16 protein-coding genes are annotated in these 21,059 nt (G+C 56.2%); 11 read left to right on the forward strand and 5 right to left on the reverse strand.

The window, feature by feature from the left end; genetic code table 11:
• The first annotated feature begins 70 nt into the window (after nt 1–70).
• The 5 genes from GSVR_RS05500 to GSVR_RS05520 all read left to right on the forward strand — a co-directional run bounded on the left by GSVR_RS05500 (nt 71) and on the right by GSVR_RS05520 (nt 7,731).
• A complete protein-coding gene (locus GSVR_RS05500; protein WP_173201253.1) occupies nt 71–4,114 on the forward strand; it encodes an RHS repeat-associated core domain-containing protein in 4,044 nt (1,347 codons plus the stop codon).
• Between the two features lie 1,106 nt (nt 4,115–5,220).
• On the forward strand, nt 5,221–6,072 hold the full coding sequence (gene htpX, locus GSVR_RS05505; protein WP_173201255.1) for a zinc metalloprotease HtpX: 852 nt from the start codon (nt 5,221–5,223) through the stop codon (nt 6,070–6,072).
• 50 nt (nt 6,073–6,122) lie between these two features.
• Nucleotides 6,123–6,335: a ribbon-helix-helix protein, CopG family gene (locus GSVR_RS05510; RefSeq protein WP_173201257.1), complete on the forward strand. Its 213-nt coding sequence runs from the start codon at nt 6,123–6,125 to the stop codon at nt 6,333–6,335.
• 57 nt (nt 6,336–6,392) lie between these two features.
• Complete coding sequence (locus GSVR_RS05515) at nt 6,393–7,382, forward strand: AI-2E family transporter (RefSeq protein WP_173201259.1); 990 nt, start codon at nt 6,393–6,395, stop codon at nt 7,380–7,382.
• A 76-nt stretch (nt 7,383–7,458) separates the two neighbouring features.
• Entirely contained in the window at nt 7,459–7,731 is a 273-nt protein-coding gene (locus GSVR_RS05520) for a zf-TFIIB domain-containing protein (RefSeq protein WP_173201261.1), read from the forward strand.
• A gap of 264 nt (nt 7,732–7,995) precedes the next feature.
• Here the strand turns inward: GSVR_RS05520 and GSVR_RS05525 are convergent, their stop codons facing one another.
• Together GSVR_RS05525 and GSVR_RS05530 are read right to left on the reverse strand one after the other, a co-directional pair.
• Nucleotides 7,996–8,271 carry a DUF2917 domain-containing protein gene (locus GSVR_RS05525; RefSeq protein WP_173201263.1) on the reverse strand — a complete coding sequence of 92 codons (276 nt, stop codon included), beginning with the start codon at nt 8,269–8,271 and terminating at the stop codon, nt 7,996–7,998.
• Nucleotide 8,272: 1 nt separating this feature from the next.
• Nucleotides 8,273–9,274: a GlxA family transcriptional regulator gene (locus GSVR_RS05530; protein ID WP_173201265.1), complete on the reverse strand. Its 1,002-nt coding sequence runs from the start codon at nt 9,272–9,274 to the stop codon at nt 8,273–8,275.
• 399 nt (nt 9,275–9,673) lie between these two features.
• Between GSVR_RS05530 and GSVR_RS05535 the strand changes: the two genes are divergently transcribed.
• The 5 genes from GSVR_RS05535 to GSVR_RS05555 all read left to right on the forward strand — a co-directional run bounded on the left by GSVR_RS05535 (nt 9,674) and on the right by GSVR_RS05555 (nt 14,326).
• The gene (locus GSVR_RS05535) at nt 9,674–10,342 is read left to right on the forward strand and encodes an LA_2272 family surface repeat-containing protein (RefSeq protein ID WP_173201267.1); all 669 of its coding nucleotides are present in this window, start codon (nt 9,674–9,676) and stop codon (nt 10,340–10,342) included.
• Between the two features lie 331 nt (nt 10,343–10,673).
• The gene (locus tag GSVR_RS05540; protein WP_173201269.1) at nt 10,674–12,344 is read left to right on the forward strand and encodes a rhomboid family intramembrane serine protease; all 1,671 of its coding nucleotides are present in this window, start codon (nt 10,674–10,676) and stop codon (nt 12,342–12,344) included.
• A 57-nt stretch (nt 12,345–12,401) separates the two neighbouring features.
• Nucleotides 12,402–13,235 (forward strand): ChaN family lipoprotein, encoded by an 834-nt coding sequence (locus tag GSVR_RS05545; protein ID WP_173201271.1) that lies wholly within the window; start codon nt 12,402–12,404, stop codon nt 13,233–13,235.
• Between the two features lie 87 nt (nt 13,236–13,322).
• Nucleotides 13,323–14,075: a hypothetical protein gene (locus GSVR_RS05550; protein ID WP_173201273.1), complete on the forward strand. Its 753-nt coding sequence runs from the start codon at nt 13,323–13,325 to the stop codon at nt 14,073–14,075.
• A 53-nt stretch (nt 14,076–14,128) separates the two neighbouring features.
• Nucleotides 14,129–14,326, forward strand: coding sequence for a hypothetical protein (locus GSVR_RS05555; RefSeq protein ID WP_173201275.1), 198 nt, complete (start codon nt 14,129–14,131; stop codon nt 14,324–14,326).
• Nucleotides 14,327–14,381: 55 nt separating this feature from the next.
• On the opposite strand, the gene shc is transcribed toward GSVR_RS05555, so the two are convergent.
• Together shc and GSVR_RS05565 are read right to left on the reverse strand one after the other, a co-directional pair.
• The gene (gene shc, locus GSVR_RS05560) at nt 14,382–16,514 is read right to left on the reverse strand and encodes a squalene--hopene cyclase (RefSeq protein WP_173201277.1); all 2,133 of its coding nucleotides are present in this window, start codon (nt 16,512–16,514) and stop codon (nt 14,382–14,384) included.
• A 122-nt stretch (nt 16,515–16,636) separates the two neighbouring features.
• Nucleotides 16,637–17,248 carry a TetR/AcrR family transcriptional regulator gene (locus tag GSVR_RS05565; protein ID WP_173201279.1) on the reverse strand — a complete coding sequence of 204 codons (612 nt, stop codon included), beginning with the start codon at nt 17,246–17,248 and terminating at the stop codon, nt 16,637–16,639.
• A 429-nt stretch (nt 17,249–17,677) separates the two neighbouring features.
• On the opposite strand from GSVR_RS05565, the gene rnk reads away from it, so the two are divergent.
• Entirely contained in the window at nt 17,678–18,109 is a 432-nt protein-coding gene (gene rnk, locus GSVR_RS05570) for a nucleoside diphosphate kinase regulator (RefSeq protein WP_173201281.1), read from the forward strand.
• A gap of 137 nt (nt 18,110–18,246) precedes the next feature.
• Here rnk and GSVR_RS05575 read toward each other — a convergent pair whose 3' ends face one another.
• The gene (locus GSVR_RS05575) at nt 18,247–20,823 is read right to left on the reverse strand and encodes a sigma 54-interacting transcriptional regulator (RefSeq protein WP_173201283.1); all 2,577 of its coding nucleotides are present in this window, start codon (nt 20,821–20,823) and stop codon (nt 18,247–18,249) included.
• Nucleotides 20,824–21,059 lie beyond the last annotated feature (236 nt).

A 21,059-nucleotide genomic window follows, 5' to 3' on the forward strand; every position in this document is an offset into this window, starting at 1 on the left:
GATTTGGGGTAAACACTCAACGGATTCTGGGGTTAACTCGATGCAATCCTTCTTTCAGGTGGTCATTATTATGAAATGGATCAGGATTTTTTTTTGCTGCTGTTTACTGCTAACATTAATGTTATTAAGTGGGTTGCGTGAAGCCATTGCTGATGCTGACTACACGCCGTCGAATTGTTTTATTGATGTATATTATAAGGTTGATTTTAATTCTTTGCATCCAGGTGATATATTTTCTTGTGGTAATATTCAGTACACTGTTGGAAAATTTGAATATTATTCATATTATGAAAAATTTGTGTATGATGAAAACTGTAATACGTATATTAGCGAAGGAGATAATAATGGTCGCATTAGTTTTGAGAATGGTTATATAAATTTAGAAACAGTATATTGGAGAATACCTGTTGGTGGATATTGTCATTACTCTCTTGACTACGTGCGTTATTCTAGTTCAATGGCTTGTAAAGATATTTTAGGCATTTCTGACTTTTCTATAAACAGAAATATGCCAGTCCCAACCTCTGTAGGCGACGTCGGCATCAATGGCACAATCTCCAATTCAACAGGGCAGGCAATAAACTGGACTATCGACGTACTCGACAAGACTTACACTGGCACCGGCACATCAGTCGAGACCACCTGGGACGGCAATTACGCCAATGGCACCGCGGTAGAACCTGGCACTTACTCAGCCATACTTACTGTCACAACCGCCGATGGCATTTGCAACGATAGTAAAACCATCAACTTCACCGTTGTCCCCACATCTATAGACAAAAATAAAGCTTGTCGTAGTGCAAATACCGGTTCTTCGGCAGACACGGCCACTGGCAGTCTTTCCCACTCACAAGACCTGTTCTCATCCAACGGCGGTGCTTTGCCGATTGAAATGTCTCTGTACTACAACAGCCTTGATCCGCACAACGACTCTCTGGGGCGAGGCTGGAGCCATAATTACGACTATACGCTCACTGTGAACAATATCAAAGGTACAGTGCTTATTACAGAACCAAACTATAATTACGAATTTTTCACCCCCTCAAATGGCAGCTACGCCGCATTACCCGGCAACCTATCGACCCTGGTAAAGAATGCGGACGGCACCTTCCGCCTGACCCATCCTGATGGGCAAGTATATACCTTTACCGATGGCGACATTACCAGTATTGCAGACCGCAATGGCAACACAACCACTTTTGTTTACAGTGGCGACAATCTAGCCACTGTCACAGATCCATTAGGGCGGGTAATATCCTTTGCCTACGATAGCTCTGGCAATCTGACATTGGTTACCGATCCCACCGGCAATGCCTATTCCTTCTCCGTGGGGGACACTCTCTCTTCGGTCACGCAGCCAGACGGGGGCATATGGCGGTACACCTATGACACCGGCAATTATATGCTCACCAAAACCGACCCGTTAGGGAACGTCACGACCTACATCTATGATGACAAGCACCGGTTAATTTCTTCCATTGATCCCCTGGGTCAGTCTAGGGGCATAACTTATCCTACGACAACAGGCAAGATACGGAGCAGCACCTTCACTGAAAAAGATGGCGGAACCTGGATATACACCTACGACACAACCACCGGCACCCTGACCAGTAAAACCGACCCGCTCGGAAACAGTGCCAGCTTCACCTACGACAGCAACGGAAACATGCTCACCAGGATCGAGCCAGGTGTGGGCACCACAAGTTACAACTACGACAGTCAGGGTAATGCGACTTCAGTGACCAATCCACTCAATCAGACAGTCACCTATACCTATAACGCCCTCGGCCAGGTACTGACCGAGACCGGAGCGCAGGGGACGACCACCAACACCTACGACGCCAAGGGCAACCTTCTGACCTCCACCGATCCTGCAGGGGCGACCACCACATACGAATACGACACCAAAGGGAATCGGACCAAAATCACCAATGCCAAAAATCAAGTTACAATTATGACTTACAATACAGCCGGGCTCCTTGCCTCGACAACTGACCAGACCGGCGCCGTTACCAGCTATGCATATAACGCAATGGGAAACATGCTGACCAACACCGATGCAGCAGGCAGGACAACTACCTTCACCTATGACGGCATGAACCGACTGGGCAGCGTCACCGACCCGCTCGGCAACGTCACGACATACGCCTATGACAAGCTAGGCAGACGAGTTTCCCAGACCGACGCCAACGGTAACACAACAACATACAAATACAACTATAAGGGCCAGATGATCGAGGCCAAGGATGCACTGGGCAACACGACCACTTACACCTACGGCGCCACCGGTTGCCCTTCCTGCGGCGGCGGAGTTGACAAGTTGACGAGCCTGACCGACGCCAAGGGACAGGCGACCAGTTATCAATACGACCTGCTGGGCCGCATGACAAAAGATACCGACCCCCTGAATAAAACTATCAATTTCGCCTATGATGCGGCCGGAAACCCGCAAACTAAAACCGATGCCGACGGTTCAACAATCTCCTACAGCTATGATGCTTTGAAACGGCTCACCGGCAAGACCTACCCCGACTCGACCACGGAGAGTTATACCTACAACGCCGCCGGAAGGTTGCAGAGCGTCTCAAACCCGAACATAACCTACACCTACACCTACGACGCGGCAGGCAGGATAACAAGTGCGATCGACAGCCGGGGCTATTCGCTTGCCTATGAATACGACGTATTAGGCAACCGCACGAAAACCACCCTTCAACCTGGGGGGCCGGACCAGCGCGTTACCAGCTATGGCTACGACAATGCCAACAGAATGACCACCATCACCACTCCAGCCGGGACGTTTACCTACGGCTACGACACCCTCGGCCGCAGAACCGGCCTTGCCTATCCCAATCAGATTGCTACCAACTACACCTACGACAACGGCGACCGCCTCACTGGAATCAGTCACACCGCAGGTGCGACAACCATCGCAGTCACCACCTACCCAAGCTTCGACAACACAAGTAACCGGAAGAGCAAAACCACCGACAACGGCACCGAACAGTATAGCTACGACGCCATCTACCGCTTGACCCAGGCGATTACGTCCAAAGGGACGGAGAGATTCACCTACGACGTCGTGGGCAACCGGCTTACCGGACCTGGTGCCAAGGACACCGGTTACCTATACAACGCGGGAAACCAGATGACCAAAGGCAGGCAGTTCAGCTACGCCTACGACAACAACGGAAGCCAGGTAGAACGGTCGATACCCGCCGCCACGGACAAAAGCTGGAACCTCTCGTGGGATTTTGAGAATCGGTTGACGAAGATGGAGAAGACAAAAGGAACTACGGAAAAGCACACCGTCACCTTCAAATACGACCCTTTGGGCAGAAGGATCGAGAAGAAGCTGACGACAGCCTTGGACGGCGTAATGAAGACCAGTACATGGATATACGTCTACGACAATGATAACGTTGCCCAGGAGATCTACACCGACCCGTCAGGAACAGCCACAAAGACTTGGTATACTCACGGCGCGGGGACGGACGAACATCTAGCACTCGAAAGAAACGGCAGTTATTACTACTATCATTCCGACGGATTGGGGAGTATAACCGCCATTACCGATGCCAGCTGGAATGTGTTGCAAAGTTACACGTATGATTCGTTCGGGATGGTGAAGCCGTCAACAAGCTTCCGCAACAGCTACACGTACACCAGCAGAGAGTGGGATAAGGAGACCGGGCTGTATTATTACCGGGCCAGGTACTACGATCCCATGGAGGGACGGTTCCTGTCAGTTGACCCCGTTCCTTTCAAAAATCGTACTCGAGATCAGTTGAACTCATATGCCTATACTGCAAACAATCCGATTAATTTCACAGATCCGAGTGGTGAAAACATTTACGGTAATTGGTGCGGTCCCGGTGGTAGTGGCCCAGTAAAAGACGGCGTGGATGCTATTTGCAAAAACCACGATGATTGCTTTGATAAAGGTGGTGTTACTTGGAAAAACAATGTTTTTGGTACAGGAGACAAAGATAAGAAGCAATGTATAAGTGATTGCAACAAAGAGTTATGTAGTGATCTAATGAAGTATAATTTCAAGACATTTGGCGAATATATGGGTGTTTTAGCCATTATGTCATACTTTAATTGCAAATAATTAGGATTAAGTTTATGTATATAATAAAATATATCTACTATGTGTCAGGTTTAATTATTGGTTTGTGGCATTTTTACTTAGGAACTTTATCAATATTTATGTTTCGTCAAAATGAGCCATTAACGTCTTGGTTAATAATCATATTAGGTCCGCTTTTTACACTGCCGATGGTTTTTGTCGGGATCAAGAGGCCCCGTATATCCTCTTGGTGTTTATTTTGTGGCGCTAGTCTATCGTTATTTTTAATTTCAATAAGCAAAGACTTAAGTGGTGACCGTGTGCCAGTGCTTAATTTTGCCTCAATGGTAAGCGTCCCAATGTATTTACTGGCTATCATGTGCTTTCTTCGGGAAAATTTTAGAAAACGACCTTGCTAAAACCGCCATGAATTCGGATTTAATCCGGCCTCACGGCGTTTTTTTTAACTGCCTTTTGTCTTTGAGGGCTTGGCGGTTGTACGAAATCAGGCAGCATTATGGCAAATTCCGAAAAGCAAAAGCCGTGACGGGGTGGAGTTTCCCGGCACGGCTTTTTGCTTTGGATGATGACATAGTGCGGATTATGGGATGATCCGCCAAGGCCGGCGGACAAGGTTCTATGGGGGTTCGGCTTTCATCAACTTCCGTGCCTGATGCCGCAGAACCAGGCCATCAGGCACCACTCTTTGTATTCCGGGGACAGTATATTTAACCTTTGACATCCTTTCTCCCTTTACTACCTTTCACACATGGCCAGAATTGCCCGTGTTATAGCTCCGGAGTCTCCTCAAAGGGGGCATCGTCGCCAGAGTCGGTGAAGAAGTAAATCGGAACTGCACGGCCTCCGGACCGGCTGCATGCACCTCGAACCGCGGCATCGTACGACTGACAGGACGACGAAAAATTATGCTTGATTTTTTTGGCCGCGATAGAGTAGGTTTGATCCCACGTAAAGGGGAGTAGCTACCGGCCGCATACAAGGCCGGCCCCGTGCCCGTCAAGACGGTACACCACCCGGGCCGGGGGCGAATCACTCGTCAGCAAGACCTTTACCCAAGGCATTCAATGCCGGGGGTAAAGGTCTTTTTTATTTCCTCCGGCGATAATTTCCATCGTTCGGAGGTATCGATGAACCGCATCAAGACATTCTTCCTGCTTTCTCTGCTTACCGTCCTCATGGTTCTCATGGGGAACGCCATCGGCGGCAAATCCGGCATGATGCTGGCCTTTCTCATGGCCTCGGCCATGAACTTCTTCTCCTACTGGTTTTCCGACAAGATCGTGCTGAAAATGTACGGTGCCCGTGAGGTTTCGGCCGACGACGCCCCCCTGTTTCATGGAATGATTGCACGCCTGGCAGAGCGGGCCGGCCTGCCCATGCCCCGGGTTTATATCATCCCCGACCCGTCCCCCAATGCCTTTGCCACCGGGCGCAACCCGCACCACGCCGCCGTGGCCGCCACCGAAGGCATCCTGCGCATTCTCTCTCCGGAAGAGCTGGAAGGGGTCATGGCCCACGAACTGGCTCACGTACGGAACCGGGACATCCTGGTGGGAACCATTGCCGCCACCTTTGCCGGCGCCATATCCATGCTCGGCAACATGCTGCAGTGGGGCGCCATGCTCGGAGCGGGACGCAACGATGACGAGGACAAAGGAGTCGGCAGCATGGTCGGTTCCCTGGCCATGGCCATCATCGCCCCCCTTGCCGCCATGCTGATCCAGATGGCGGTCTCCCGCTCCCGCGAGTACCTGGCCGACGCTTCCGGCGCCGCCATCTGCGGCAATCCCCGGGCCCTTGCCAATGCCCTGCGCAAATTGCACAGTACTTCCCTCCTGCTGCCCATGGCCGATGCCCGTCCGGCAACTGCCCATCTGTTCATCGTCAATCCCCTGACCGGTGGCAGCCTGCTGTCGCTTTTCTCCACCCATCCCCCCATGGAAGACCGCATTGCCCGCCTGGAGGCGATGGGGCTCTGACCTGCAGATATACAAGGCCGTGACTATCAATCCCAAAAAGGAGGAACACCATGCGCTACATCGGGAAACAACTGAAGCAGGAGACCAGAAAGCGGCGTCTGCCGGAAAAGACCCTCGACAACGTGATTTCATTGCGCATCAGCGATCAGGAGAAGCGGAAGCTGGAGCGGGTCGTAAAGAAAACCTCGAAAAACATGTCCGACATCATGCGGGAGGCCATAAACCTCTGGATCAACAAGAGGGACAGACTCTGCCTGGATTGATCCGTCACTGACGACGTGAAAAGGGACGGCCATTCGATGGTGTGCGGGAGGCGAATCATGCAGGGATATGTCGCTATAAGTTATCTGTTGGCCATAGCCGCCGTTGTACTCGTTCTCAAGTTCCACCTGTTGCCGGCGGTGATTGCGGGGCTTGCCGTGTATGTGCTGACATTGAAGCTCGCCCGTTACCTTCCGCGGAACATGAACCGTTTCGCTCACAAGGTCGCCCTGGCGGTCGTGGCGCTCGCCGTCATAACCGGCCTGACCGGAGCCGGCACCGCCATCTGGTCTCTGATCGGCAGCAGCCACGGTATTGCCGCACTGTTGACCAAGGTGGTAGACACCCTCGGCAGCCTGCGCCCAACCCTGCCGGAGTCGGTTGCCGAAGTACTACCGACCTCCATCGAGGGGCTCCGGCAGCAACTGATGGAGATGATCGGCATGCATGCCCGCAAAATATCGGCAGTGGGCATGGAGAGCTTCAAGGTCGTGGCTCATGTGCTCCTGGGCATGGTAGTGGGGGGGATGACCGCCGTGCACCATTTCAGGGAGCATACCTCGGCTCCCCCCTTTCTCGGAGCCTTGCGCGCCCGGCTCAGGAGGCTGACCACCGCCTTTGACAAGGTGGTCTTCGCCCAGGTGAAGATATCGGGGTTCAACACCGCCCTGACCGCCCTTTACCTGCTGGTTGTGCTGCCGCTATTCGACATCCATCTTCCCATGGCCATGCTGCTGGTGTTGCTTACCTTTGCCGTGGGGCTGCTTCCCGTGCTGGGCAATCTCGTGTCCAATACCGTCATCTTCATCATCAGCCTGGGCGTGTCCCCCATGGTGGCGGTGTCCTCACTGCTGTTTCTGATAATGATCCACAAGGCGGAATATTTCATGAACGCCCGGATTGTCGGACATGAGGTGCAGGCAACCGCGTGGGAACTCCTGATCGCCATGCTGCTCATGGAGGCGATGTTCGGCATCGGCGGTCTGATCGCGGCGCCGGTGATATATGCCTGGACAAAGGCGGAGGTCAAGGAGCAAGGGCTCATATGAGCAGCGCCGGATTCCGGCAGTGAACGCTGCGAAGAGTTGAATCCATCAAATACTAAACACACAGGAGAGTACAATCATGAAATGTCCCGTCTGTAGCACTGCCAATCTCGTCATGTCGGAGCGCCAGGGGATCGAGATCGACTACTGCCCCGAATGCCGGGGAGTATGGCTCGACCGCGGAGAACTGGACAAGATCATCGAGCGTTCCATCAATCCGCAGGAAGCGCCTGCACACCGGACAGCGCCGGTACAACAACCTTATTATCAGCAACCGGAACACCTTCATGGCCACTATCACGGAAACAAGCCTTACCGGAAGAAGTCATTTCTGGAAGAGCTGTTCGACTGAGCTCATACCCAAGAGATTGTTGACTGCCGGGGAAAAATTCTTTTTCGGCGGAGAACAGGGAAATGCTCAGATCGACGTGGCTGTTTCCCGTGTGGCGGACGAAAGCAGACGCTCAACCCGAATGAGCTGCACTTACACACACGCTGGGGGAATAATTATTCCCCCAGCGAAGAAGTAATGAGAAACGCGGAAACAGACGGCAGCCGGCCTCTTGTGGGGGCTTGGGTGGGTGACGCCTGGCACGCCAGCATGGTATGCCGGATGTCACGCCTTGTGCAGAACAGCAGGGGGTACGTGAAGGATCAGGCGTGCCGGTGCCGTGGCCTCGGCCGGGACGAGCGTAAAGGATGCCTCTTCCAGTGCTTCCAGAACGACCGACTCCGCAGGGGCAATGGAAAAACGGTTGGCCCGCCTCAGAATGTAGTCCCGAGAATCCCCTGACCTGGTGAGCCAGATCTCCCCTGCAACCACCTGAATGGTCTGATTGCCGGCAGATGCAGCCACGCTGATGACTTCCCCTTTTCCGAGCACATATTCCATATCAAAACCTTTCCCGGTATTCAGCGGGTCCGATACCGAAATTTCGATGAAAGGCGCGGCGCAACTGCTCCGTCGAAGCGAAGCCGCATTCCGCAGCGATGACCGCCAACGGCTGAGTCGTGTCTTCCAGCAGGCGAACAGCATGTTCCAGCCGGAGCTGTTCGATATATCGTGCCGGCGTCGTATGGGTTTCACGGAGAAACGTACGGGCAAAATTCCGAGGACTCATGCATGCCCGTTCCGCGAGATCCACGACGCTGATTTTGCGCCGGAAATTGCTCTCCAGCCAGGTGAGGGCGGCGGATAAGGAACCACCGTTGACCATCTGATTGCGGAGATGGGTGCTGAACTGGGTTTGACCACCCGGCCGTTTGAGATACATGACCAGCCGGCGGGCAACGGCAAGGGCGAGTCGTTTGCCGAAATCCTCTTCGACCAGGGCAAGTGCAAGATCGAGTCCGGCGGTCACGCCCGCCGAGGTGGCAATGGAGCCGTCCCGCACGAATATGGCGTCCGGCTCCACCCGAATCGACGGATATTCTTGTGCCAGGCGTTCCGCATCCATCCAGTGGGTGGTGGCGCGGCGGCCGTCGAGCATGCCCGCTTCGGCAAGAATGAATGCCCCGGCGCACACGGATACCAGCCGGCGCACCCGCGGGCCGAAGTCCCTGAGGTAGCCGACCAGGGTTTCGTTTGCCACGGCACGATACAGGGGCTCATCCGGACTTCCGGCAACGATCAGGGTGTCGATTCCGTCTGCGGAGCCGAAGCGGTGGTCAGCCACCAGGCGCACCCCCGAAGAGGTGGCAACGTGGCCGGCCTGTTCCGCAACCAGCACCATCCGGTACCCCGCTGGTGCGCCCTGATCGGACAGGATACGGTTGGCCATTTCGAACACTTCCACCGGTGCGGTTGCATCGAGGATCTCGCAGCCGTCATAGATGACGATCGCGATGGTCCGTGCCGTATCGTCAACGGCTCTGTCGGTATTGTGTGCTTTCATGATGATAATATTTCCATGAACGGTGGAATTACACAATGACAACCAACAAGCAATTTCTGCCAAATTGAATGTGGTGTCGGGAATGGGCGGAAGCGCCTTTGCCGGCGAGAACTGATGGCAGGTTCCGGAGTGGCCGCATGGTCAGCCCTTTTTGGCATTCGGAGGAGTGAATTCTCATAATAGGCTTTATATGTAACGGCTCATGTGGTACAGGTTTCGTGGTTTCAGCAGCGTTCTGAGGCTTCCTCAGCCGTGCGCTCACGATTCGGGAGGAAAACGATGACGATTGTCCGGACCGTACTGGGTGAGGCAGCGCGTCGATAAATATCCCGGGCAAAGAGATCCCTACAGGATTGCGGCCCCTGAAACTTACAGTATTGAAACTTGCAAGGAGAATGTATGAAGCGATTTGAAACTCTGATTCTTGTCATGTGCCTTTCGTTATGTGCTTTTTCAGCGTATGCAGCCGAGCAGACGCCACTTCAATTGTCCCTTGTAAATCCGGTTCAGCTGTTTCAGGAGGAAACAACGGTCAAGGGCCTGCGGGTAAACCTGATATATGGCGTCAATAAAGAGGTGCAAGGCGTGGACTACGGTCTGATCAACAGGACAACGGGCACGACCCAGGGTGCACAGCTGGGAGTTTTCCCCTTCGGTGGGGTCAACCTGACAGAAAACCTCTACGGTGTGCAGTTCGGCGGTGTGTTCGGCGGCGTCAACATTGCCGGTGAAGAAGTGAAGGGAGTGCAGTTTTCAGGCATATTCGGGGGTGTCAATACGGCGGGAAATGTCAGCGGAGCACAGCTTGCCGGTATCATCGGCGGAATAAACAGAGCCAAGGATGTGACCGGCGTGCAGATTGCCGGGACGTATCTGGGCATCAATCTGGCGAACAACGTGACCGGCGTTCAGGTGGGGACGGTATATAACCAGGCGGCAACAGTTGAGGGGCTTCAGCTGGGGCTGGTGAACGTGTGTGATAAGATGCGCGGCATTCAGATCGGGCTGGTTAACGTCATAAAGGATGGTCCGCTGCCGTTTTTCCCGGTGGTCAATGGAAGTTTTTAGCCGATAATGATGTGCATTTGGCGGCGGGAGATAGGTACGACATGCCGGTTCCGCCGGTGAAGAAGTGAAATCTGAAAGTGTATTGAATTCTCAAGGGGGTGGCTGATAGCCAGCCCCTTTTTTTGTCCATTTTACCTTCTTTCTCTTCTCGGAATTGGTTTCCTTCAGCTTTCGGAGAGCGCGCATTAAAATGATCTTTATAGGGAAAGACTAATGTGGTACAGGTTTCCGTGGCTTTAAGAAACATGTGGTCTTTAATGTGCACAGTCCCGCCTGTCCATCTTCTCATCTCGATCCATCACTTTTGGAATGAAGAAAGGACAACCAGATCATGCAGATAGTGAGTGACTACTTCAAGCGTCATGAGGAACAGGCCTTTATAGCCAAGGCGTTCCTGATGATCCTGCTGATTATCCTGGTGCGCGAATACTTGAGCGGCCTGCTGTCCCTGCTCTTCATCCTCTTTCCGGTCGTATTCCTCGTCTACATCCGTTTCCAGGCAGCCGCTGAAGGGATCAGCCCCTATGACCTGCTCAAGGAGCACATCACTTTCATCCCGATTATGCGTGCCGAAGGAGACCGCAAGACAGAGGTCGTACCCTGGGTCACCTACGGCATCATCCTGGTCAATGTCCTGATCTTCTATCTGTACGAGGCCGCACCGTGGGGCGATATCGAGTTCATCGTCAACAACCTGATCTTTCTCCCCCGCGAACCGAACCTCTGGAACTGCGTGGTCAGCGCCTTCTCTTCCATGTTCCTGCACGCCCGCAGCGGCCATCTCTGGGGCAACATGATTTTTCTCTGGATGCTGGGGACTGCGGTGGAGCGACGCATCGGGTACAGCCATTTCGCCCTGCTCTACCTGATCACCGGGCTGTTCGGCGGTGTGGCCTTTGTGCTGTCCGCCTTCATCGCCACGGGCGAAGCCGGGCACGCCATGGGCGCCTCCGGCGCCATAGCGGGCATCATGGGGATATTCGCGGTGCGCTGCTACTTCAAGAGCATGATCTTCCCCATCCCGATCCTGGGGATATTCTCTTTGATCCTTCCCATCAGCCTCAAGGTCCGACTCAATTCGCTGGTGATCATCGGCCTGTTCTTCCTGGCCGACCTGTCGGGCGGCATTGGCCAGCTGAGCGGAGAGAGCGCCTCGATGGTCGGACACTGGGCCCATCTGGGGGGCATGATCTCGGGCATGATTCTGGCGGGATTTCTCAAGCTGGGGGAGGGCGCCGTGGAGGAACGGCACCTGGAGATCGGCATCAAGGCCGCCAGCTCGAAGATCGGGTTTGGCAGTGGAGAACAATCGCTCCGCCAGGTGCTGGAACATAACCCGGATAACGTCGAGGCGCTGCTTGCTCTGGCACGCATCAAATCGAAGTTCGGCACCAGCAATGAGGGGGGCGAATTGTACGCCAAGGCCATCGGTCTGATGGCAGCCGTCAATCCGGACGAGGCGGCAACCATCTACAGCGAATACCGGAAGGTTTACCAGAAGGCACTGCCCCCGGACATCCTGATGTCCTTGGCCGGCGTTTTTCAGCGCCGTATGGAACTGGATAACGCCAGCCGGTGCCTGGAGTCGGTCATCGCCACCCAGCCGATAGCACCGGAATTACGCCTGAAGGCCTTGGCCCAGCATGCAATTCTGCTCGACAAGCAGGGTTTTGAGGATGGTGCCCGCAGACAATACGAAACCCTGATCAGAGAGTTTCCCCATTCAGAACTTGCACTGAGGGCATATGCCCGCCTGGGGTTGAAGCCTCCCGCCCACACTGCGGAGCCTCGCCCGGAAGCACAGTCCGTTCCGACGGTACGAGCGGGAGATGGTAAACTATCTTCCAGTGCTGCCGTGACCTGTCCGGCATGCAGTTCGACCATGCAGAAACGGCGCGCAAACAGCGGTGCCCACTCCGGAAAGCTTTTCTGGGTGTGCGTGGGGTACCCGCAATGCCGAGGGGTCGTGCCGGTGAATGAGACGGCATCGCCAATTTTTTAAAATGGACTAAAATAAATCTATCCCGGATCCCTCTGCAAATCCCTTAAAAGGATTACCATGCACTCCATTCACCATTCGGTAATCACATGCATATTTTTAATTGCTGCGTGCGTTACCGCCCAGGCGGCTCAGTTTGCCGGAGTAAGCGACAAAAAGGCAGTCAATCTGGCGGATGTCGTGAGCAACGTAGCATCGGCCGACGTCATCTTTATCGGAGAGGTGCATAACAATACCCAGCATCACCAGGCACAGCTCGATGTTCTTCGCAGCCTGCAGGCGAAGAAATTGCCCCTGGCAATAGGGCTGGAAATGTTCACCCCGGAGGACCAGCAAAAACTTGATGACTGGACCGGGGGCACACTGGACGAGGAAAGTTTTATGGCAGTCTTCTCCAGGAACTGGTCCTACGGATGGCCACTGTACCGGGATCTGTTTGTTTTCGCCCGCGACAACCGTATTCCACTGATCGCACTCAATACGCCCAAGCCTGTAATTTCAAGACTTATTGCACAGGGGAGGGCGACGCTGCAGGAAAGCGAGATCCCGCCGAAAATCTCCTGGACGCTGAACAAATCTCAGTCGGATTACATGAGCACCATTGCCAGGCAGGTTTTTGGCGACAAAGCCCCGGATACATTCGCAGCCCGCCTGTGTGAGTCCCAGGCCTTACGGAACAGTGGGATGGCATGGAATATTGCCAGGTACAAGCGAAAGCATGCAGCGGATAAAGTCGTGGTGCTTGCGGGGACGTGGCATGCGGTGAAGAACGGGGTTCCCGAACAGCTCTCCGCCTACGGCAAGCTCACCTATAAGGTGATCCTGCCGGAGTTGAATGAGTTCAATCGGGAAAATGCCAGTGACAGAGAAGCGGATTATTTGATCCTGAAATAGACGGTATGCCGCAGGTGGCGCGGTATCGGCACACCCCTTTGAAGCGTTAATGTTCCTTTCCCCGTGCAGTATCGTGCGGAGGTTTGAATGAAAAAGACATTTTCAATTATGTGCACCTTCATTGTCATCTCTGTGTGCCTGTACGCCACCCCAACCCTGGCCTGGCACGATGCCACCCACATGGCGGTGGTCAGGGCGGCCGGGCTGGAGAATCTGGCCTATCTGGCGGTGGGGGCGGATATGGCCAAGGAGAAGGCGGCCGGGGAGTCGGCCAACCATTACTGCAACATGCCCAAGGGAGTGGAGGTCACCCCGGAGATGGTGCTGGCGCAGGTGGGGGATTACAACGAAAACGGAGATGCGGACGGACATCTGTACGGTGCCATCATCGCCGCCATCGACGATTACCTGCTCCGGTCGTCCGGCGGCAAGTACGGCCTGTACCCGCTCGGCTACGCTGCCCATTATATCGGCGATCTGTCCATGCCGCTCCATAACGTGGCCTACGACGCCTTCAACAAGGCCAATCACAGCGCTAATGACGGTATCGTCGAACGCACCGGCCCGCCGGGGGAGACCACCGATGCCAAGGTCGCCCGGCTGGCGGAGGAAATCCGGAAACGGATGGCGAAACTGCCCCCCATCTGGATCAACAATGATGTCCGGCAGTTCCACCGGGACCTGGCCACCCGGATCGCCGCCATTGCCAATCGGGCTGCCGCACTCGGCTACACACTGCAGGAGACGCAGCGGACGCGGATGACCGAGGAGGAAGCGTATATGCAACTGGCGCAGAGCGCCCAACTGCTGCAGGCAGTGTATGCAGCAGTAACGCCGTGAACGGGCGGGAGACTATCGAGCCACTCTCAGGAAAAAGCATGAGGAGGTTGTCAATGTATATAGCCCGGGACAAGAATAACGATCTGTATCTGTTTGCCGATCTCCCCACGCGCGGCCGCGATTGCTGGTGGTCACAGTCGGGTGTGGACGGCACTTACCTGCGCCTGGACAAGTCTCTGTACCCAGCACTGACGTGGGACTCTGAACCGATGCGGGTTTCCCTCGTTGTCGCCTCGGGCGATGAATCATGATCCTCCCGGTGCGGGACCAATACGGCACATTGCAACGCCTCCCACACTGACCGTTTTACGCACCTTCGGCCATACTCCGCAACTTGGCGGTGTTCTGCTCGCGGACCCGGTTCTGAACCGTCTCGCCCCGATGCTGTTGCCGTGCGTAGGCTCCCAAAGCCCAGACCGGGAAAAACAGGCTATACCCGTGGTACCGCAGATAGAACACCCGCGGGAATCCGGTTCCGGTGAAATGCTGCTCATCCCAGCCATTGTCATAGGTCTGAACTAGGTATCCGATCCCTGATTGCACCGCGGAGTGACCGGCTTCGCCGGCCGCCATGAGCGCCAACAAGGCCCAGGCGGTCTGCGAGGCGGTGCTGGCGCCGCTTCCCGCAAGCGAGGGATTGTCGTAACTGGCGCAGGTCTCGCCCCATCCGCCGTCGCTGTTTTGGCATGAGAGCAGCCAGTCCACGGCTTTCCTGACATAGGGGCTGCCCATGTCCTCCCCGGCCTGATGCAGCCCGGACAGCACCGACCAGGTACCGTAGATATAGTTCACTCCCCAGCGCCCGAACCAGCCGCCAAACTCCTCCTGCTCCTTCTTCAGGTAAGCGATGCCCCGGGCTATCGGCGGATAATCGGGGCCATGCCCCAGCATTCCCAACATCTCGATGCACCTGCCGGTCAGGTCGGCCGTGCTCGGATCGAGCAGCGCGCCGTGATCGGCAAACGGTATGTCGTTGAGATAGAGATGGTTGTTATCCACATCAAAGGCGCCCCATCCGCCGTCCGCACTCTGCATGCCCAGCACCCATCGCACCGCCCTGGCAATCTTCTCCCCGTATTCCGGCCGTTCCAGCGCTCCGGCCCGGAACAGGCTCATCAGCACCTTGGAGGTGTCGTCCACATCGGGATACAGGGCGTTCTCATACTGGAAGGCCCAACCTCCGCACTCCAATCCGGGACATTTGCGGGACCAGTCGCCCGGCGTGGTGATTTGCTGGCTGAACAGCCACTCAATGGCTGCTTCCGCTGAACAGGCATCGCCGGCATGGCCCGCTTCGGCCAGTGCCGAAAGGCTCAGACACGTATCCCAGACCGGAGAATTGCATGGTTGGCAGAAGCTGAACTCCAGATTCCCCGCTGTCTGCAGGTGCGCGGCGGGATACAGCTCGGGCGCTGCGGACGATGCATCGAAGCCGGCAAAGGGAGCGTCGGCATCATTTGCGGGCAGACTGACAACAGCGGGGTTTCTGTGGATCATCAGGTTGTCGATGGCTTCAATACCGCGCAGATAATCCGGGTCCGTATCGCTGCACCCCAGGGTTTTCAGCGCCATGACGGCATTGGCCATGGCGGGATAAATGGCACCGATGCCGCCATCCCCCTTCATCCTGGCCCGGGTCCAGTGCTCCGCTTCACCCAGGGCGCGCCTTCGGACAGGTGCGGGCATCAGATGCATGGTGCGTTTGAGAAACCTGTCCAGCACGATGAAGGCGTTCTTGCGCCAGATCCGGTGCTTGAATCTGTCCAGATGGCCGAGCATATCCGGCGGCGTAGTGAACAGTTCCGCGATACCCTCGCTGTGGTTCAGCCGGCAGACCGGCTTCTTGGTGTACAGGATCAGTAACGGCACGATCACCGTCCGGGACCAGTAGGCGATTTTGCTCAAATGGAAGAAGAACCATTTCGGCAGCAATACGATCTCGATCGGCATGGCGGGCGGCGTGTGCCAGGGAACCTGGCCGAAGAGCGCCAGGGTGATCCTGGTGAAGACATTGCAGGTTGCAGCCCCTCCCAAGGCCAGGATCATCTGGCGTGCCTTCACCATGTGGGGGGCATGCTTGTCGTGTCCGAGCAGTTTGAGGGCGAAATATGCCTTTACGCTGGCGCTGATGTTGGCATCGCCGTCAACGGCATACAGCGGCCAGCCGCCGTCCGGCAACTGCCGTTCCAGCAGGTAGGCGGACAGCCGTGAAGCAGTTTCGGAATCCAGGTCCCGGCCGATGAAGCGCTGCAGCATCACATATTCCGCCGGTATGGTCGCATCCGCTTCCAGATCGAACACCCAGTGCCCATCCTCCTTTTGCCGTGAGGCAAGCAGCAGTGCCGCGCTCTTTGTGACGCTTTCCCGGCGGGCATCGTCGGGGCCGCCGCCCGAGGTGTCGCTTGTATGGTTTTTGCCGCCACGTATGACGCTGAACATGGCTTTGGACGTTTTTTCATTTCATGCCCTCGTAACGATCTTCATTGATGTTAACAGTGTTAATAAAATGAGCTGCAATCGAGCGGCCGAGGAGCGGCTTACCTCTTACCTCCCCGTCCGTATCAGCGCCGGTAGCCCCTGAACAATCCGTCAAGCAGCATGTCCGTCAGCATCTCCGGGTCCGGCATGGGGAAATCCTTGGTAAAGATCAGGCCGGAGATCAGGCCGTGTATGGCGCTCCAGAACACAATGGCAAGGGTATGGCTGTCCATCTTCCGGAACACGCCGCTCGCCATGCAGTCATCCAGGATCTCGCAGATGTTCCGCCAATTGCGGAGCGACATGGTATCGCGGGACAGGAAATGCTCCGGCGGGCCGTAGAGTTGGGGGTTGGAAAAGAAAACCACCTTGTACAGCTCGGGGTGGGACAGGCCGTAATGGATATAATTCCGCAACACAACCTTCAGTATCTGTTCCGGCGCCCCCCCCTTGCTCCGGATTTCCAGCATGTCCTGCAGCAGTATCGAATAGAAATTCTCGCAGATGTGGAACAGCAGATCGTCCTTGTCGCGGAAATACAGGTAAATGGTCGTGGGAGAGTACTCGATCCTGGCCGCCAGCCTGCGCATGGAAAAGTTGGCATAGCCCTCCTGGGAAAACAGGTCCAGTGCCGCTTCCAGTATCTCCATCTTGAACTGTTCCTTATGCTGTTGCCGCCGCTCCCTGAATCCCATGCTTATCACCGTTAAGTTAAAATATCGGAGTTAATACCATGGCAGCACGGTTACGGCAAGATGGAAAATAGGTCACGCCCCCGCGCTGCGATCGACAGGCATCACTACACGGGGGGCGCGTCAATTGACTCCTTTTGCTAGGTATGATAGATATATAGTTCAAATTTCGTCACATTCAGGATTCCCCGCATGGCATCGAACATTCTTGTCACCTATGAGCAAACCGTCTACCTGATGGCAATTAATCCTGCCCATAAGCTTGCACAGGTTATTTCCGTGCCGGAGGGATTTGCTTAGTTGCGGGCCACATCCACAACCAAGCCCCCGCCGGCACCAGTCGGCGGGGGCTTTTTTTATACGTACAGGCGGATCGGAGCAGCATTGCAGATACCATTTCTGCAGTAAATATCACAAAGAGAGGTAGCATTGATGAAAGCACGGAACAACAGCAGCAGGCAGATCTTCATTACGGATTTCGATCTGGAACGACTGGAGGAACTTATCGAAACCACGAGCCGCAATTCCTCCCGTGACGGAAGATATCTGCATGAACTGGAACAGGAGCTGACAAAGGCGGAAGTGGTGACACCCGCCGGCATCCCTCCCGACGTGATCACCATGAACTCCCGGGTCTGCCTGCGGGACATGGAATCGGGAGAAGATCTGATCTATACGCTCGTCTTCCCGGGGGATGCCGATCTGGAGAACAACAGGATTTCAGTGCTCGCCCCGATCGGGACAGCCATGATCGGTTACCGTACCGGTGACACGATAACCTGGCAGGTTCCCGGGGGCACGAGGAGGTTCAAGGTAAGGAAGGTTCTTTATCAGCCGGAAGCCGCCGGGGACTATCATTTGTAGTTGAAGACCGGTTCCGGAGTCGTGCGGATGGGCCGATAACGACCGCATGCGCTCCGGAGCCGGGATGGACTGCAGCCGGAATGATGCACCCGGCCACGCAGGCCACCCGGCACTGGTCGGCTGCACAGCATAATCCATCACAAAATGCGGATGAATGCCGCGGCGGCAAGAAGAATCAGCAGGCGATGCCCGAACAGCACCGCGCGGCCGAGATGGTGCCGATCTCGCAGTTTGCCGAGCACGACCCACGAAAATATCCCCCCTGCCACTAATACCGGATAGATCAACAGTCGCAGCGTACCCAGTTCGGGAGTCAACGGCGCCGCATCGAGCCATCGATCAAGCCCGGTCGCGTTCAGCATCAGCGGCACCAGCCGGGCGCCCCCCTCCACCAGAGCACGGAAATAGATCATGAACATCCCTGCCATGGTCAGTGGCAGATAGGCCAGGCCGCAGATCGTAAATACCCGCCTCCAGCCCGCTCCGCGGGACAGTGTCGAAACGAGCATGGCCAGCCCGCCGTATCCCCCAGCCACGCAGAGCGCCAGCAGAAATTCCCGCGGACTCCACAGCGTGTGGGGAAAGACCTCCAGGGGGCGGCCCGCCAGCAGCGGAGCACCTTTGGCGGCGATGATGACACCTGCCAGAGTGACGCTGAACAGTGCCTCATAGAACCCGCGGCGGCTATGGTTGAACAGGCCCCAGGATGGATTGCGCAGATCCAGCTCCATGGAATGGTGCGGGCAGTTGCGGACGCAGTTCAGACAGAGGATGCAATGGTCGGAATTTTCGATGCCCGTGGGGTGCAGCCCCATGGGACATCCCTTCTCCTTCACGCAATCGTCGACCCGGCAGCGGCTGACGCACACCGTGCGATTGCTGTGCATTTCCATCAGGGAGATGCGCGAAATGAGGCTGACGATCCGCCCCAGGGGACAGAGGTACTTGCACCAGCCGCGCCGGCCGATGACCATGTCGGCCAGCACCGTGGCTGCCAACAGTCCGGCCAGCAGCAGCCCGGTGGCAAAGGCGTTGGAGAACATGCCGGTGGCCTGCTCCGTCAGGAGGATAAAAGCCAGCCCGGCCAGGCTGATGACCGGTCCCTGACGCCGCAGCCATTTCGCCGGTTCATGGGTGACCCGGTTCTTGGCGCCGACAAACTCGCCGATGGCTTCGAGCGGGCAGTAGCTGCACCAGCCGCGGGCAATCAGAAAGGCGGTCAGCAAAAGCGCCGGCCACCAGAGCGTCCATACCGCCAGGTTGGCGGCATTGTCGAAGGTCGGCCCCAGAAGGGTGTACAGTATGACCAGCAGGAACAGGGGGACCGTTGTCCAGCGTAACCGGCGAGGAAACTCGGGATGCCGGGCAACCCGTTCCACCGGAGGCAGGGTCAGCAGGTTGAATCGCCCGTCCCCGAACAGCTGCCCCTGGAGAAAGATATGTTCCGGTTGAATTTCATCGTCATTGCAGACCACCACCGCGCGGCTCATGACCTGATACAGTTCGCTGCCGTTCAGTGGCCAGTCGTGATCCACCAGCCGGTTGAGCGCATCCTGGGAGATGCGGCACACCTGCTTGTGGTGCTTGGCATTGAGGGTCTTCAGCAGGCTGCGGGCCATGACGGGGATATCCTTTTTCCGCTCCCTCAACGGCGCCATTTCCAGCGTTTCACCGTCCAACAAGGTATGGAGTTCAGCGCTGAGGCAGCCCTGTTCGACCAGAACGGCCGGAGATTCAGTGCTGGTGGCGATAATCCGGACCCGCGAGCTGCGCTGCCTGGTTTCCCCTCGCCTGGTGAACGCCCCGCTTTCCAGAAAAAAAGCCAGGCGTTCCTGAACCGTCGGCATCAGGCGGTCGATATTGCGCAGGATCATGTCGCCGCCGTCGGCCAGTTCCAGCATGCCACGCCTGACCCGCCGGGAGTGAGCGGCCCCATCGGCGGTATGCCCGAACAGGACCGCCTCCTGGGCAATCTCCAGCAGCAGGTCGTGGGGAGGTGAGGAGCCGGTGCGGTTTTCTCCGCCGATCACCGGGGGCGGTGCGGCACCGTCCAGGAACAGGACGGGACAGGAGTCGGGATTGTGGAAGTGAATCAACCGGGCAGCCAAGTCCTTCCAGGTCCCCGCTTCCCCGAAGATCATGACATGCCGCCGGGTGCCTCCGAGCTGCTCCAGCCGCTGGTTGAGCGAACGGACCCAGGCAGAGGTGCCCGGGAACTGTCCGAACTCGGGCAAAAGCTGCCAGCCGATGACATCGGTCATGACCTCCCGGTGTTCCCGTTCCTCCTTCTGGTGGCGGTGAGCCCAACTCCCCAGCTGGCGAGCCAGGGTGCGGCAGAGATTTGCATACAGAAGAGGGGTTTCTCGCAGCAGTTCCTCGAAATCACGGCGGGAGAGCCTGGCCGCGCGTACTTCGCTGATCGCCCGGACATCGGCGGTGCGCGGTTCGTCGGTCAGGATGGCGCGTTCCCCGATCACCTCGCCCTCGCCCAGCTCGGTGAGGTTGAGGATCTGTCCCACGCCGCCACGCAGTTCAACCCTGACCCGTCCGGCCAGGATGAAATACATCGCATCGACCGGGGTATCCTTGGACAAAATGACCATGTCGGACAAAAATACACAAAGTTCCAGGCGTTGGGCAATGTGCTGCAGCTCGTTCGGAGCCAGCCCCCTGAAGAGGCCTACGCCGGTAATATCTTCACAACTTATTGACATCGAAGGGTATTCTTTAATCCCGGTAAAGTAGATGTGCCGATCGAAACCGGCCTGACCATCCCTGAAAGTCCTTGGATAAAAGCAATAAAAAGGCCATGAGGGGTGGGAGGGGACGTGGATACCGTCAACTGGTTGTCGGAAATACCCTACCGGGGTCCCGAGCGGAGCAAGCGGCCGTTCCCGGTGGGGCGGTGCTTCCTTTTTTGGGCCTCTCCGCAGCTCACTGCCCGTGCCTT

Origin of the sequence: Geobacter sp. SVR (assembly GCF_016865365.1) — a bacterium.
Classification (GTDB): domain Bacteria; phylum Desulfobacterota; class Desulfuromonadia; order Geobacterales; family Pseudopelobacteraceae; genus Pelotalea.